Below are 15,057 nucleotides of genomic sequence, written 5' to 3' on the forward strand. Positions count from 1 at the left end.
AACCGTTTATTCATACATGCCGCCTATGCCATGACAGGGACAATCGAACCAGCATGGGACACGTTCATGAACATCCATGAATATCAAGCGAAGGCTCTTCTTCGCGAATATGGCGCACCAGTTTCCGACGGCCGCGCCGTACTCAAGGCAGAAGATGCCAAATCCGCAGCAGGCGAGCTTGACGGCCCGCTCTGGGTTGTCAAAGCCCAGATCCACGCAGGTGGGCGCGGCAAAGGTAAGTTTGTCGAAGCCGAAGCCGGCGAAAAAGGCGGCGTGCGTCTTGCCAAATCGGTCGAGGAAGCCGCCGAGATGGCCAAGCAGATGCTCGGCAAAACGCTTGTGACGCACCAGACCGGTCCGGCGGGCAAACAAGTCAACCGCATCTATATCGAAGACGGCTCGGACATCGAGCGCGAACTCTACCTCGCGCTGCTCGTGGACCGCGTGTCCTCGCGCGTCTCTGTTGTCTGCTCCACCGAGGGCGGCATGGACATCGAGGAAGTGGCCGAGTCCACCCCCGAGAAAATCGTCAGCTTCTCGATCGACCCCGCGGCGGGCTATCAGGCCTACCACGGTCGCCGCGTTGCCTTCACGCTGGGTCTGACCGGCGCGGCCGTGAAACAGATGGTCGCGCTGCTTGGCAAACTTTACCAAGCCTTCATCGAGAAGGACATGGAGCAGCTGGAAATCAACCCGCTGATCGTCATGCCCGATGGCAACCTCAAAGTGCTCGACGCCAAAGTCGGCTTTGACGGCAACGCCATCTATCGTCACCCCGATATCGCCAACCTGCGCGACGAGACGGAAGAAGATTCCAAAGAACTCGCCGCGTCGAAATACGACCTCAACTATATCGCTCTGGACGGCGAAATCGGGTGCATGGTCAACGGTGCGGGTCTGGCGATGGCCACGATGGACATCATCAAACTCTACGGTGCCGAACCTGCCAACTTCCTCGATGTGGGTGGCGGTGCGACCAAGGAGAAAGTCACCGAAGCCTTCAAGATCATCACCTCTGACCCCAACGTCAAAGGCATCCTCGTGAACATCTTCGGCGGGATCATGCGCTGCGATGTCATCGCCGAGGGCGTGATCGCTGCGGTCAAGGAAGTCGGTCTGCAGGTGCCGCTCGTTGTGCGTCTCGAAGGCACCAATGTCGAACTGGGCAAAGAGATCATCCAGAACTCCGGCCTCAACGTGATCGCTGCGGACGACCTGAAAGACGGCGCGCAGAAGATCGTTAAAGCAGTGAAAGGCTAAGGCGATGCGCGGTTTGTTGATTGCTTCGCTCACAATCCTGACCCTGTCAGGCTGTGAATTGCGTCAGGATATGGTTGGGTCGGCGTCCTGTTCGGGCTTCCCCGATGTGGAAACACACAACCTGCCTGTGCGCTGCGGTCCGCAAGCCGCCTCGCCCTACGCTTCGCGCTGAGCGCCCCCCTGAGCAGCGGGCCGTGCGCGGCCCGTTCCAGCACCCAATTCTGAGGAGTTTGACCCATGGCGGTCCTCGTAAACGAAAACACCAAAGTTATCTGTCAGGGCTTCACCGGCTCGCAGGGCACCTTCCACTCCGAGCAGGCGATTGCCTACGGCACCAAAATGGTCGGCGGCGTCACCCCCGGCAAAGGCGGCATGACCCACCTCGATCTGCCCGTCTTCAACTCGGTCCACGAAGCCAAACACGTCACCGAGGCAAATGCCTCCGTGATCTACGTGCCGCCGCCCTTCGCGGCGGATTCGATCCTTGAAGCGATCGACGCCGAAATGGAGCTGATCATCTGCATCACCGAGGGCATTCCCGTGCTCGACATGATGAAAGTGAAACGCGCCCTCATGGATAGCAAATCGCGCCTCATCGGCCCGAACTGCCCCGGCGTCATCACGCCGGATGCCTGCAAGATCGGCATCATGCCCGGCCACATCCACCGTCGCGGGTCGGTCGGCGTGGTCTCGCGCTCGGGCACGCTCACCTATGAGGCCGTGAAACAGACCTCCGATCTGGGTCTGGGCCAGTCCACCGCTGTGGGCATCGGCGGCGACCCCATCAAGGGCACCGAGCATATCGACGTGCTCGACATGTTCCTCGACGATCCCGAAACCCATTCGATCATCATGATCGGTGAAATCGGGGGCTCTGCCGAAGAAGAAGCGGCAGAATTCATCGCCGAGCAAAAGAAAAAAGGCCGCTGGAAACCCATCGCGGGCTTCATCGCCGGTCGCACCGCCCCTCCGGGTCGTCGCATGGGCCACGCAGGCGCCATCGTTGCCGGCGGCAAGGGTGATGCGGAATCCAAGATCGAAGCGATGAAATCCGCAGGGATCGTCGTGGCGGATAGCCCCGCGACTCTGGGCGAAGCTGTGCAAGAAGCCATCAGCAAAGCCTAATTTCCACCCCGAGGCCCTTATTCCTCGTGACATCAAAGACCTGCGCCCCCAGCATGGGCGCAGGATTATCCACATCAAGGGGCCGCGAGTTGCCCCCCTATCGCAGGTCAAAGCCATGAACGACCAAAGCCCGAACGATATTTTCCACGCCTCTTCCTTCATGCAGGGGCACAACGCCGAGTATCTCGAACAGCTTTACGCCCGATACGCCAACGACCCTGCGTCGGTCGATGCTGCATGGGCGGAGTTCTTTGCCCAGCTTGGCGATGCGGAACAGGACGTGAAGGCCGAGGCAACCGGCCCGTCATGGCAACGCACCGACTGGCCGCCCCAGCCCAACGACGATCTGACGCAGGCGCTGGACGGTCAATGGGCAGAACCGGCCAAAGCCGCTGAAAAGATCAAAACCAAAGCCGCCGAAAAAGGCGTCGATGTGTCCGAGGATGCGGTCAAGCGCGCCGTTCTCGACAGCATCCGCGCGTTGATGATTATCCGCGCCTATCGCATCCGTGGCCACCTGATCGCCAACCTCGATCCGTTGAACATGGGCGACAAGACACCCCATCCCGAACTTGACCCCAAGACCTACGGTTTTGGCGAAAAGGACATGGATCGCCCGATCTTTATCGACAACGTTCTGGGTCTTCAGGTCGCGTCCCTGCGCCAGATCCTCGATGTGCTCAAACGCACGTACTGTGGCACCTTCGCCATGCAATACATGCATATTTCCGACCCCGAACAGTCGTCCTGGCTCAAGGAGCGCATCGAAGGCTACGACAAGGAAATCACCTTCACCCGCGAAGGGCGCCGGGCGATCCTCAACAAGCTGGTTGAGGCCGAGGGCTATGAAAAGTTTCTCCATGTCAAATACATGGGCACCAAGCGCTTTGGTCTGGACGGGGGCGAAAGCCTGATCCCTGCCATGGAGCAGATCATCAAACGCGGGGGTGCTTTGGGCGCGAAAGAAGTCATCATCGGCATGCCGCACCGCGGTCGCTTGTCGGTGCTGGCCAATGTGATGTCCAAACCCTACCGCGCGATTTTCCATGAATTCCAGGGCGGTTCGTACAAACCCGAGGACGTTGATGGCTCGGGCGATGTGAAATACCACCTCGGCGCCTCTTCGGATCGTGAATTCGATGGCAACAAGGTCCACCTGTCGCTGACGGCAAACCCCTCGCACCTTGAGGCGGTGAACCCTGTCGTGCTGGGCAAGGCACGCGCCAAAACCGACCAGAACAACGACCCCGAGCGCAGCACTGTGATCCCCGTGCTGCTGCACGGCGATGCGGCTTTCGCCGGTCAGGGCGTTGTGGCGGAATGTTTCGGCATGTCCGGTCTGCGCGGTCACCGCACCGGCGGCACGATCCATATCGTCGTGAACAACCAGATCGGCTTCACGACCGCGCCGTCCTTCTCGCGCTCGTCGCCCTACCCCACCGACATTGCGTTGATGGTCGAAGCGCCGATTTTCCACGTGAACGGCGACGATCCCGAAGCGGTGGTCCACGCTGCCAAAGTGGCGACCGAATTCCGCCAGAAGTTCCACAAAGACGTTGTGATCGACATCTTCTGCTACCGCCGCTTTGGTCACAACGAAGGCGACGAGCCGATGTTCACCAACCCGCAGATGTACACCAACATCAAGCGGCACAAGACGACGCTGCAACTCTATACCGAGCGTCTGGTGAAAGACGGGCTGATCCCCGAGGGCGAGATCGAGGATATGAAAGCCTCCTTCCAGTCCCTGCTGAACGACGAATACGAAGCGGGCAAAAACTTCAAACCCAACAAGGCCGACTGGCTGGACGGGCGCTGGTCGCACCTCGACAAAGAGGGCGAGGAATACCAGCGCGGCCAGACGTCGATCTCTGAAAGCCTGTTGCAGGAAGTCGGGCGTGCGCTCACGACCTATCCCGAAGGCTTTGACATCCACAAAACCGTGGCCCGTCAGCTTGAAGCCAAGAAGGCGATGTTCGAAAGCGGCACGGGCTTTGACTGGGCGACGGGCGAGGCGCTGGCCTTTGGTTCGCTTGCAACCGAAGGCTACCCGACCCGTCTTGCCGGTCAGGACAGCACCCGCGGGACCTTCTCGCAACGCCATTCCGCCTTCATCAACCAGAAGACCGAAGAACGCTACTACCCGCTCAACCACATCCGCGAGGGTCAGGCGAAATACGATGTCATCGACTCGATGCTGTCGGAATATGCGGTGCTCGGGTTCGAATACGGCTATTCGCTGGCCGAACCCAATGCGCTTGTCGCCTGGGAAGCCCAGTTCGGCGATTTCGCCAACGGCGCGCAGATCATGTTCGACCAGTTCATTTCCTCGGGCGAAAGCAAGTGGTTGCGCATGTCGGGCCTCGTGATGCTGCTGCCCCACGGCTATGAGGGCCAAGGGCCCGAACACTCCTCGGCCCGCCTTGAGCGCTTCTTGCAGATGTGTGGTCAGGACAACTGGATCGTTGCGAACTGTACGACTCCGGCGAACTACTTCCACATCCTGCGCCGTCAGCTGCACCGCTCCTACCGCAAGCCGCTGGTGCTGATGACGCCAAAATCCTTGCTGCGCCACAAACTGGCCGTCTCGGATGCCAAGGATTTTGTCGAAGGTTCCTCCTTCCACCGCGTGCTGTGGGACGATGCCGACAGAAACAACGGCACGGGCCGCTCCGCCATCACGCTTAAGGACGACAGCGCGATCAAACGCGTCGTCATCTGTTCGGGCAAAGTCTACTACGACCTGCTCGAAGCGCGCGATGAAGCGGGCAAGGATGACACCTACATCCTTCGCCTCGAGCAGTTCTACCCCTTCCCCGCGCTGGCCTTGGTCAAGGAACTGGAACGCTTCAAGGATGCCGAAATCGTCTGGGCACAGGAAGAACCGAAAAATCAGGGCGGCTGGACCTTTGTCGAGCCGAACATCGAATGGGTTCTGGGCCGCATCGGCGCCAAAACCACCCGCCCCACCTACGCGGGTCGCGCAGCCTCGGCCTCTCCCGCCACCGGCCTCGCGTCCCAGCACAAAGCACAACAGCAAGCGCTCGTGAACGACGCGCTCAATATCGAAGGATAATCGCATGTCCGTAGAAGTCCGCGTTCCCACGCTTGGTGAATCCGTCACCGAGGCCACCGTCGCCACTTGGTTCAAAAAGCCCGGCGATACCGTTGCTGTCGACGAAATGCTCTGCGAATTGGAAACCGACAAAGTCACCGTCGAAGTGCCCGCGCCCGCCGCAGGCACCCTGAGCGAAATCGTCGCTGGCGAAGGCGAAACGGTCGGCGTCGATGCCTTGCTCGCCATGCTGGCCGAAGCGGGCAGTGCCGGTTCGGAAACACCCACGCCGCGCCCCTCGGCCGACAAACCCGTCGAAGAGGCCAAAACCGATGCCGGCTCTGCAGCCGATGTTGACGTGATGGTGCCCACGTTGGGTGAATCCGTGTCCGAGGCAACCGTGTCCACCTGGTTCAAAAAGGTCGGTGACACGGTCGCACAGGACGAAATGCTCTGTGAGCTTGAAACGGACAAAGTCTCTGTCGAAGTGCCCGCCCCCGCTGCCGGCACCCTGACTGAAATCCTCGCAAGCGAGGGCGACACCGTGGATGCCTCGGCCAAACTGGGCGTTATCTCGTCCGGCGGCGCGGCCTCCGCGTCCAACGCCAAATCCGCACAGGACGGCGAATATGTCGCGGAACTGGCCGCGAAAAAATCCGGCAAGGATGTCGAGGACGCCCCTTCGGCCAAGAAACTGATGGCCGAAAAAGGCATCGATGCGGGCGCTGTGTCCGGCTCGGGCAAAGATGGCCGCATCATGAAAGAGGATGTCCTCAAAGCCATGACCGCCCCCAAAGCTGCTGCTGCCCCCGCCGCCGCGCCGCGCGCCGCGTCCCCTGCTGCGGATGCCGACCGCGAAGAACGCGTGAAGATGACGCGCCTGCGTCAGACCATCGCGCGCCGCCTCAAGGACAGCCAGAATACCGCTGCGATGCTGACGACCTACAACGAGGTCGACATGACCGAGGTCATGGCCCTGCGCAACGAATACAAAGACCTGTTCCTCAAGAAACACGGCGTCAAACTGGGCTTCATGTCCTTCTTTACCAAGGCCTGTATCCACGCCCTCAAAGAAGTCCCCGAAGTGAACGCCGAAATCGACGGCACCGATGTGGTCTACAAAAACTACGTCCACATGGGCATCGCTGCGGGGACCCCGACGGGCCTCGTGGTGCCGGTGATCCGTGACGCAGATCAGATGTCCTTTGCGGATATCGAAAAAGCGATCGCCGAAAAAGGCGCAAAAGCCCGCGATGGCAAGCTGTCGATGGCGGAAATGCAGGGCGGCTCCTTCACCATCTCCAACGGTGGTGTCTACGGCTCGCTGATGTCCTCGCCGATCCTCAACCCCCCGCAATCGGGTATCCTCGGGATGCACAAGATCCAGGACCGCCCGATGGCGATCAACGGTCAGGTCGTCATACGCCCGATGATGTATCTTGCGCTCTCCTACGATCACCGCATCGTCGACGGCAAAGGCGCTGTGACCTTCCTCGTGCGCGTCAAGGAAGCGCTGGAAGATCCCCGTCGCCTGCTGATGGATCTGTAAACGAAAAAAGGGCGGGTCTTTTCCCGCCCTTCCGCTACCATTCTCCGGTACCCCTACCGGAAAGGCCCGTGAAATGACCCCCGAACTCCTCGCCCTTGGCGCCACCGCCCTGATCCATGTCGCCATTGTCGGATGGTCGCAAAAGTCGCTTGAGGCCGATGTCGGCCATGAGGGCAATGTCGGCACGCGCGAGAACCTCGACGCGCGACTGTCGGAAAAGACCAAGCGTTTGCGCCGCGCCCTTGCCAATCACACCGAAAACATCGCCCTCTTCGTGATTGCCGTGGTGATGGTGCAGTTCACCGGCTCCAACGGCTGGTTCACCGCCATCTGCGCGTGGGTATTCGTGATCGCGCGCGCGCTGTATGTACCCGCCTATGCCTTTGCCTGGGTGCCCTACCGCTCGCTGATCTTTACCGTCGGTCTTGTCGCCTGTTTGGCGATGATCATCGCGAGCCTGTTCTGATGACGCCCGAGCTCACCATCCTTGCCCTTGCCGGTCTCATGCATATCGCGCAGTTTGGCGTTGCCTCCTACATGGCCAATGTCGATCTGGGTCCGGGCTATACCACCAGCCCGCGCGACCGCGCCCCCAGCCGCGAGATGCGCAAGACGACTGCACGGATGCTGCGCGCCTATGACAATCACACGGCCATGTTCGGGCTGTTTGCCGCAGGCTGTCTGCTGGTGTCACTCACCGGCCAGTCCAGTGGCTGGACCACCGCGCTGGCTGCGCTCTACCTCATCGCCCGCCTTGCCTATATCCCCGCCTATGCGTTCGGATGGCAGCCGTGGCGGTCCTACATCTGGCTTGCGGCTCTCGCCGCTTGCGCCCTGTTGTTTCTAGCGGCGCTGGTGTGATCCCGCGCCCGATCTGAAAAGTTAAAGACCAAGGAGAAGACCATGGCAGCCTACGACGTAATCATTATCGGTGCCGGCCCCGGCGGCTATGTGTCGGCCATCCGCTGCGCCCAACTGGGCCTCAAAACCGCCGTGGTCGAAGGCCGCGACACGCTTGGCGGCACCTGCCTGAACGTGGGCTGTATCCCCTCCAAGGCGCTGCTGCATGCCAGCCACATGCTGCATGAGGCCGAGCATAATTTCGCCAAGATGGGCCTCAAGGGCAAAGCCCCCTCGGTCGATTGGAAACAGATGCTGTCCTACAAGGACGAGACCATTTCCCAAAACACCGGCGGCATCGAATTCCTGTTCAAAAAGAACAAGATCGACTGGATCAAAGGCTGGGCGAGCATCCCTGCCGCGGGCAAGGTCAAAGTCGGCGATGACGTCCACGACGCCAAGAACATCGTGATTGCCTCTGGCTCCGTCCCGGCCGCCCTGCCCGGCATCGAGGTCGACGAAAAAACTGTCGTGACCTCCACCGGCGCGCTGGAACCGACCAAAGTGCCCAACAAACTTGTGGTGATCGGTGCAGGGGTCATCGGGCTTGAGCTTGGGTCGGTCTATTCCCGTCTGGGCGCAGAGGTCACGGTCGTCGAATATATGGATGCGATCACCCCCGGCATGGACAGCGAAGTGCAGCGCAACTTCCAGAAAATCCTGACCAAACAGGGCCTTAAGTTCATCATGGGCGCTGCGGTTCAAGGTGTCGAGACCAAGAACAACAAGGCCACCGTCACCTACAAGCTGAAAAAGGACGACTCCGAGGCCACGCTGGACGCGGACGTTGTGCTGGTGGCCACGGGCCGCAAGCCCTTCCTCGACGGCTTGGGCCTTGCGGATCTGGGTGTCGAGCTGACCGAGCGCGGCCAGATCAAGACCGACAGCCATTGGGCGACCAATGTCAAAGGCATCTATGCGATCGGCGATGCGATCACCGGCCCGATGCTGGCCCATAAAGCCGAAGACGAAGGCATGGCCGTTGCCGAAGTGCTGGCGGGCAAACATGGTCACGTGAACTACGATGTCATCCCCGGCGTGGTCTACACCACCCCCGAAGTGTCCTCCGTGGGCAAAACCGAGGATGCGCTCAAGGCCGAGGGCCGCGCCTATAAGGTTGGCAAATTCTCCTTTATGGGCAACGCGCGCGCCAAGGCCGTGCAGCAGGGCGAAGGCTTCGTCAAACTGATCGTGGACAAGGAAACCGACCGCGTGCTGGGCTGCCACATCATCGGCCCCGGTGCGGGCGACCTGATCCACGAAATCTGCGTGGCGATGGAATTCGGGGCCTCCGCACAGGATGTGGCGCTGACCTGCCATGCCCACCCGACCTTTTCTGAGGCCGTGCGTGAAGCGGCACTGGCCTGCGGCGATGGTGCCATCCACGCCTGAGCGCGCGATGGGTAAGATGTTTTAGGGCGGCCTTCGGGTCGCCCTTTTTCTTGGGAAACCGACCCTGTGTGCACGCGCGACCCAAGCGATGTGCGCGCGCGCAGATTGTTGTACCACCGAGTGCGGCCTACCTTCTTTGAAACGGGCGTGATCAACAACAGCCGCCTGTATCGGAGGAAACCCCATGTCATTTAAAGATAAAGTCGTTCTGATCACCGGCGCCGCTGGCGGTATCGGCAAAGCCACTGCGGAAAAATTTGCCGCGCAAGGCGCTAAACTCGCGCTCGTGGATCTAAAGCTGGACACATTGGAAAAAGCCGCCACCGGACTCGACGGGAACCCGCTTTTGCTATCGGCCAATGTGACCAAGGAGGCCGACGTCGTCGCCTATGTCAAAGCAACGGTGGAAAAATACGGGCGGATCGATGTTTTCGTCAATAATGCCGGCATCAACGGCGACTTCAAACCCATTGACGAGCAAACCGTCGAAAACTACCGCAATGTTCTGGACGTGAATGTCATCGGCGTATTCCTGGGCCTCAAGCATGTGATCGCACAGATGAAGTCCCAAAAATCCGGCGCCGTGGTTAATATGGCCTCGAATGGCGGGCTTTTGGGCGCGCCGGGCATGAGCGCCTATGTCGCCTCCAAACACGCGGTGATCGGCATCAACAAATCGGTCGCGCTCGAAGTCGCCACCGATGGCATTCGCGTGAATGCAGTCTGCCCCTCCGGCGTCGATACGCAAATGATGCGTTCGATCGAAACCAACGCCAGCAAGGGGAACGAGGCCCAGGCACGCAAGTCTTTCGAGGCGGCTGTGCCTTTGGGCCGCTATGCCGAGGCCAGCGAAATTGCCGATCTCGTCAGCTTCCTTGCCAGCGATCAGGCCGCCTTCATCACCGGCGCCTACTACCGGATTGACGGTGGCGGCGGCGCTGTTTCGGTGTGATCCAAAATCTGAGGGGCCGTGCATCGCGGCGCCTCAGATGCCTTTGGTCGCGTCCTCCAGCCGCTTGGCAAACTCGCGGCGCAGCGAGCGGCGCAGATCTGCCGCGCGCCAGCGGCGACGGTCCACTTCGGTCAGCGGCTGATATTCAGGCACCTGATAGGGTTTGCCGCTCTCATCCACGGCCACCATCGTGAAATAGCACGAATTGGTGTGCCGCCGCGTCCCTGCGCGCACGTTCTCGGCCTCGACGCGAATGCCGATCTCCATCGACGTGCGCCCTGCGTAGTTCACAGAGGCGCGAAAACTGACCAATTCACCCACGTTAATCGGTTCTTTGAACACCACCTGATCCACAGACAGCGTCACCGCATATTGCCCAGAATAGCGCGAGGCGCAGGCGAACGCCACGCGGTCAAGGTGGTTCAGCAGCGCGCCACCATGCACTTTTCCTGAAAAATTCGCCATGTCGGGGGTCATCAACACAGTCATTTCGAGAAAACGGGATTCGTCCACGAGCCAGTCCTTTGCATATCTTTTCAAAAGCTTGTCGCGGCAACGGGTGGATCGGTCAAGTGAACTGACCGATCCACCCCAACGAGTGCAGGCATCCGGGCAAGTGCTGCACTCGTTTTGTGCCACACGGTTAAATCTTGGAGGACCACCGCGCAGCGCAGAACCGGCCCTGCGCTGTCGTCACGCGGCGGGCTGGTTCCGTTCAGTCCTAAAACGAACGCCGGACAGTTTTCCGGCGCGCATATGTCAAAAAAATCGAGCGCCCGGCCCGGCGCTATTCGGCCAGCATCCGCAAACCTTTGGTCACATCGGCGCGTACCGCCAGCTTCAGCCCCGGCTCGTCGCCCGCCTTGAGTGCAGCGACGATCAAACGGTGGTTGTAAGGGACTTCGGTGCGATTGAGCCGCGCATACATCGCCCGCATCGTTGGCCCCAGTTGCAGCCAGACCGTTTCGGTCAACGCCAACATCGCCGGCGCCTGCGCACGCAAGTAAAGCGTGCGGTGGAATTCCAGATTGGCGCGGATATAGCCCACATCGTCGTGTTTGGCGACGACCAGTGCGATTTGGCTGTTGATCAGCTCCAGCCGCTCAATCAGCGCCATATGCGCCCGCGGCAAGGCCCGACTGGCCAGTTCCGGTTCGATCAACGCCCGGATCGACGCGAGTTCTTCCAGCCGCTCGGGCGAAAGTTCCGGTGTGAACACGCGCCCCGAAGACGACATCATCAAACCGCCATCTGCCACCAACCGCTGCACCGTTTCACGCGCCGGTGTCATCGAGACATCGAATTGTTTGGCAATGCCGCGCAGGGTCAGCGCCTGCCCCGGCGTGAATTCTCCGTGCATGATTTGCCCGCGCAAGCTGCGGTAAACACGTTCATAGGCGGATTGTTTATTGTCGGCAGGGCGTTGGGGACTGAGCATGGCGGGACTGTGATCACAAATGCGCCAGCCGTCAATCGGTGAAGCGCCAGCGATGCAGTTTTGCCCCATGTTCGTGCAGCCATTTGCGCGCTGGCCGCCAGTCGGGGTAGATCTGCCCGACCACTGCCCAATAGGCGGGCGAATGGTTCATCTCTTGCAGATGGGCGACCTCATGCGCGGCGACATAGTCCAGCACGGCGGGGGGCGCCATGATCAACCGCCAGGAGTACATCAGGTTGCCCTCGGAGGTGCAGGACCCCCACCGCGAACGGGTATCCCGCAGGGTGATTTTGCCAAAACCGACGCCAAGCGCCTGCGCATAAAGGGCGCTCGCCGCCGCGAGCCGGTTTTTTGCATGGAGTTTCAAAAAGGCCTGAACCCGTGGACCAACCATGTCTGGCGCCTCCGGCACCAAAAGCTGCGCCCCCTCCTGTCGCGCGCTGCGCAGCTTGGCGGGCACCAGCGTGAGTTCCTGGCCCTCGAATGGCACAAAGCCCCCGATTTTGGGCACGACCGCGCTCACATCGTCAGGCATGTTCTGGCGAATCCAGCTCTCTTTCTCGCGCAAAAAGGCCATCGCCTCAGCCTCGCGCACGCGCTTTGGCATCGACAGGGTGACCCGCCCGTCCAGCGCGGAAATCCGCAGGCTCAACCGCCGCCCCTGCGCAGAGGGACGCAAAAGAATTTCCAAAGGGGGATTGCCCGCAAGGATGGCACGGCGCATATGGACTCCAGTAGAACAGGCGGTCTTGGGCCGCCTCTCACATTAGCCACAGGCCCGCCGCAACACCAGATGCGCGGGACGCGAAACAGGGAAAGGCTTTGACAGCTTGCCCCCTTTGTGGCATGGCGCGTCAACCTTTGAACGTGCGCGCGCGCGAACTGACGATTTGGAAAGGGATTTCGAATGCCCAATGAAGATTGGGGCGTCAAACGCCTCTGCCCCACGACCGGTAAACGGTTTTACGACATGAACAAAAACCCCATCGTTTCGCCCTACACCGGCGAAGTGGTGACCATCGACCAGAACAACAAATCGCGTGTTGCTGTGGCCGAGAAGAAAGTCGCAAAACCCGAGGCCGATCTCGAAGAAGATGATCTGCTGATCGACGATGACGACAGCGATGTTGAAGTTGACGACGATCTGCTCGACGAGGACGAGGACGACGATAACGTGTCGCTCGACGATCTCGCCGATGTTGCTGCCGACGACGACGACCACTAAATCCCGCGTGCCAACTTTGTCCTCGGCGCGGCGTCGGGGACAAAAAACACAGCGACGCGAATTTTCCTCTTGCGAAGATTTTCGCGTCTCTGTAGGAAGCGCGGACAGGCAAAATTGCCGACGACAGACGCAACCGGGCGTCGATTGACACAAGCCTAAGCGCTTGATTTCAGTTAAAACCGGACTGGTTTGGGGCCTTAGCTCAGCTGGGAGAGCGCTTGCATGGCATGCAAGAGGTCAGGGGTTCGATCCCCCTAGGCTCCACCAAACCTCTTTTGAAAAGCACCAGATAGTTCTGCCTTTCTCGTCAGAGGATTTGCCTCTGCCGCGCAGACGGGTGCTGTTTTCCCTCCGAAAATCCATGCTACCTTGATCAGCGCCCGTGGCATGTTGATCCCGTCGCGGCCCTTCCCCTGCCAAAACCGAGGATGGCCCATGAACGACCATTTCTCCGTCCTGACGGGCGGCCTTGGGTCGCGGGCAAGACCAGCCTGATCACCGAACTCGCCCGACGCGGCTTTCACACTATGCCCGAATCTGGCCGCGCGATCATTTGCGAGGAGATGCGGAGCGGCGGAAATGCCCTCCCCTGGGCGGACCGCATGGCATACGCCGAACGCATGCTTGAGCGCGATCTGCGCGCCCACAGCGCCGCTCAGACCCTCTCAGGCTCCGTGATCTTCGACCGAGGCATTCCCCGACATCATGGGCTACCTGACCCTCTGCGGCCTCCCCCCTGCCGCCCCACGTCGCCGCAGCGGCCAAGGCAGCGAGTTACAACGCCCGCGTCTTCCTGGCACCGTATTGGGATGAGCTCTTCACGCAGGACACCGAACGCAAGCAGTCTCACGCCGAAGCCGAAGCGACCTGTGCCGTCATGCGCGAGACCTACACGGCCCTCGGATACAAAATCACGGAGTTGCCGCGCATCGATATCGCATCTCGCGCCGACTTTGTCTGTGCGCAACTAGCGCTCTGACCGAATTCTCCAGACGGACGGAGAACCTACTGAAGCGGACAAACCGCGCGGCTGCCTTCCGCCTCCTACCACCTGAAGCTGACGGCCCATTGCCGTCAACATCCAGAAATCAAGACCTCTGTAATGCAGCCCGTCAGACCAGACTTTCGCCGCACGTGCGACGCCTTTTTTTAAAGTTACTAGCGTTGCTGCCCTTTGCTGGGCTACATATCTGAGGACGGCTGGAGAATAAGGGCAAAACATTGGTGAGGCCAAACGACGAAGAGAGGCTGAAAGGCGCGCAGAGGCTTTCGCCAAACCGATGAAGCGGGCTCGCTTCAATATTCTGACAACCGGCACGCGGCACTCCAAGACGGCATTCATGTGTGAAGAAGTCTCCTGGTGGGCATCCGAGGACGATGAATTGCTAGGCTCAGTCGCACGAGATAAAACGGACGACGATTACTTATGGATGGTTCTTGCGCGAGACAAAATTGGCCGTTTCCGCTGCGCCTCCCCTCCGAACCGATTTTCGTGATCAAACTTATGCGGAAACGAAACTTCGAGTTGAGATGATGGAAATCTTAGAGAAGGGCGAAGTCAAAGAATTTGGTGAACAGGTCGATGACAACGGCGACATACAACCAACCTTCCGCCGTCCAGATGTAGGTGAAGTCGGCAACCCATTTTTGGTTTGGACCATCTGCCACGAACTCACGTTCAAGCACGTTTGGCGCAATACCGGATCGCTCGCCTACGTCCTTTGGAAGCTGACGGCGGCGCGGACGCGCCCTGAGGGCGTCCCTGCGCATCAGGCGCTCGATGCCATGCAGACCACAATCAAAGCCTTCTGCGAGGACGTCATGCCAGACGCGCCTTGCGCCATAGGTCCGATCAGATCGCACAAAGCTTGCACGCACCACAGCGCCCAGCCTCTCATCTTTACGGGCCCGCGCACTCTGTGGCCGCGTCAGCCATGCGTGGAACCCGCTCCGTGACACACCGAGCGCGTCACACATCCAGCTAACCGGCCAAACCCCTCGCTGCTTCGCCACAAACCCAAACATCACAGTTGGTCCCTGGCGAAGTAGGCGCTCAGCATTGTCCTCGGACCAATGGCGGACAAGCCTCGCCCTTCCTAAGAAACAGCCTCTGGGTTGGGCATGGGCGCCAAGGCGTAACCCAAGGTCTTTGCGCGCCGTT

13 protein-coding genes, 1 tRNA gene and 2 pseudogenes are annotated in these 15,057 nt (G+C 60.2%); 12 read left to right on the plus strand and 4 right to left on the minus strand.

What is annotated here, in order from left to right; all coding sequences use genetic code 11:
- The first annotated feature begins 66 nt into the window (after positions 1 to 66).
- From sucC to AQS8620_RS13815, 8 genes are all read left to right on the plus strand, one after another.
- Entirely contained in the window at positions 67 to 1,260 is a 1,194-nt protein-coding gene (sucC, locus tag AQS8620_RS13780; RefSeq protein WP_085837585.1) for an ADP-forming succinate--CoA ligase subunit beta, read from the plus strand.
- 237 nt (positions 1,261 to 1,497) lie between these two features.
- The gene (gene sucD, locus AQS8620_RS13785) at positions 1,498 to 2,385 is read left to right on the plus strand and encodes a succinate--CoA ligase subunit alpha (protein ID WP_085837587.1); all 888 of its coding nucleotides are present in this window, start codon (positions 1,498 to 1,500) and stop codon (positions 2,383 to 2,385) included.
- 115 nt (positions 2,386 to 2,500) lie between these two features.
- Positions 2,501 to 5,461 carry a 2-oxoglutarate dehydrogenase E1 component gene (locus AQS8620_RS13790; RefSeq protein ID WP_085837588.1) on the plus strand — a complete coding sequence of 987 codons (2,961 nt, stop codon included), beginning with the start codon at positions 2,501 to 2,503 and terminating at the stop codon, positions 5,459 to 5,461.
- Between the two features lie 4 nt (positions 5,462 to 5,465).
- Positions 5,466 to 6,989: a 2-oxoglutarate dehydrogenase complex dihydrolipoyllysine-residue succinyltransferase gene (gene odhB / locus AQS8620_RS13795; RefSeq protein ID WP_085837589.1), complete on the plus strand. Its 1,524-nt coding sequence runs from the start codon at positions 5,466 to 5,468 to the stop codon at positions 6,987 to 6,989.
- Positions 6,990 to 7,062: 73 nt separating this feature from the next.
- Positions 7,063 to 7,455, plus strand: coding sequence for an MAPEG family protein (locus AQS8620_RS13800; RefSeq protein WP_085837590.1), 393 nt, complete (start codon positions 7,063 to 7,065; stop codon positions 7,453 to 7,455).
- Positions 7,455 to 7,850, plus strand: coding sequence for an MAPEG family protein (locus AQS8620_RS13805; protein ID WP_085837591.1), 396 nt, complete (start codon positions 7,455 to 7,457; stop codon positions 7,848 to 7,850). Before AQS8620_RS13800 ends, AQS8620_RS13805 begins: the two co-directional genes overlap by 1 nt.
- Positions 7,851 to 7,892: 42 nt before the next feature.
- Positions 7,893 to 9,281 carry a dihydrolipoyl dehydrogenase gene (lpdA, locus tag AQS8620_RS13810; protein ID WP_085837592.1) on the plus strand — a complete coding sequence of 463 codons (1,389 nt, stop codon included), beginning with the start codon at positions 7,893 to 7,895 and terminating at the stop codon, positions 9,279 to 9,281.
- A gap of 184 nt (positions 9,282 to 9,465) precedes the next feature.
- Positions 9,466 to 10,233: an SDR family NAD(P)-dependent oxidoreductase gene (locus AQS8620_RS13815; RefSeq protein ID WP_085837593.1), complete on the plus strand. Its 768-nt coding sequence runs from the start codon at positions 9,466 to 9,468 to the stop codon at positions 10,231 to 10,233.
- A gap of 33 nt (positions 10,234 to 10,266) precedes the next feature.
- Here the strand turns inward: AQS8620_RS13815 and AQS8620_RS13820 are convergent, their stop codons facing one another.
- From AQS8620_RS13820 to AQS8620_RS13830, 3 genes are all read right to left on the minus strand, one after another.
- Positions 10,267 to 10,722, minus strand: coding sequence for an acyl-CoA thioesterase (locus tag AQS8620_RS13820; protein WP_085837617.1), 456 nt, complete (start codon positions 10,720 to 10,722; stop codon positions 10,267 to 10,269).
- Positions 10,723 to 11,020: 298 nt separating this feature from the next.
- On the minus strand, positions 11,021 to 11,671 hold the full coding sequence (locus AQS8620_RS13825; protein WP_085837594.1) for a GntR family transcriptional regulator: 651 nt from the start codon (positions 11,669 to 11,671) through the stop codon (positions 11,021 to 11,023).
- Positions 11,672 to 11,702: 31 nt separating this feature from the next.
- The gene (locus tag AQS8620_RS13830) at positions 11,703 to 12,395 is read right to left on the minus strand and encodes a M48 family metallopeptidase (RefSeq protein ID WP_085837595.1); all 693 of its coding nucleotides are present in this window, start codon (positions 12,393 to 12,395) and stop codon (positions 11,703 to 11,705) included.
- A gap of 183 nt (positions 12,396 to 12,578) precedes the next feature.
- Between AQS8620_RS13830 and AQS8620_RS13835 the strand changes: the two genes are divergently transcribed.
- From AQS8620_RS13835 to AQS8620_RS17285, 4 genes and pseudogenes are all read left to right on the plus strand, one after another.
- Entirely contained in the window at positions 12,579 to 12,896 is a 318-nt protein-coding gene (locus AQS8620_RS13835; RefSeq protein WP_085837596.1) for a TIGR02300 family protein, read from the plus strand.
- Between the two features lie 191 nt (positions 12,897 to 13,087).
- Positions 13,088 to 13,163: transfer RNA gene (locus AQS8620_RS13840), tRNA-Ala, on the plus strand.
- Positions 13,164 to 13,423: 260 nt separating this feature from the next.
- Positions 13,424 to 13,537: pseudogene (locus AQS8620_RS17280) on the plus strand (AAA family ATPase); the annotation flags it as partial.
- Between the two features lie 152 nt (positions 13,538 to 13,689).
- Positions 13,690 to 13,875 (plus strand): AAA family ATPase, encoded by a 186-nt coding sequence (locus AQS8620_RS17285; RefSeq protein ID WP_306345911.1) that lies wholly within the window; start codon positions 13,690 to 13,692, stop codon positions 13,873 to 13,875.
- 587 nt (positions 13,876 to 14,462) lie between these two features.
- Here the strand turns inward: AQS8620_RS17285 and AQS8620_RS13850 are convergent.
- Positions 14,463 to 14,948: pseudogene (locus tag AQS8620_RS13850) on the minus strand (IS3 family transposase); the annotation flags it as partial.
- Positions 14,949 to 15,057 lie beyond the last annotated feature (109 nt).

Origin of the sequence: Aquimixticola soesokkakensis (assembly GCF_900172375.1) — a bacterium.
GTDB lineage: Bacteria > Pseudomonadota > Alphaproteobacteria > Rhodobacterales > Rhodobacteraceae > Aquimixticola > Aquimixticola soesokkakensis.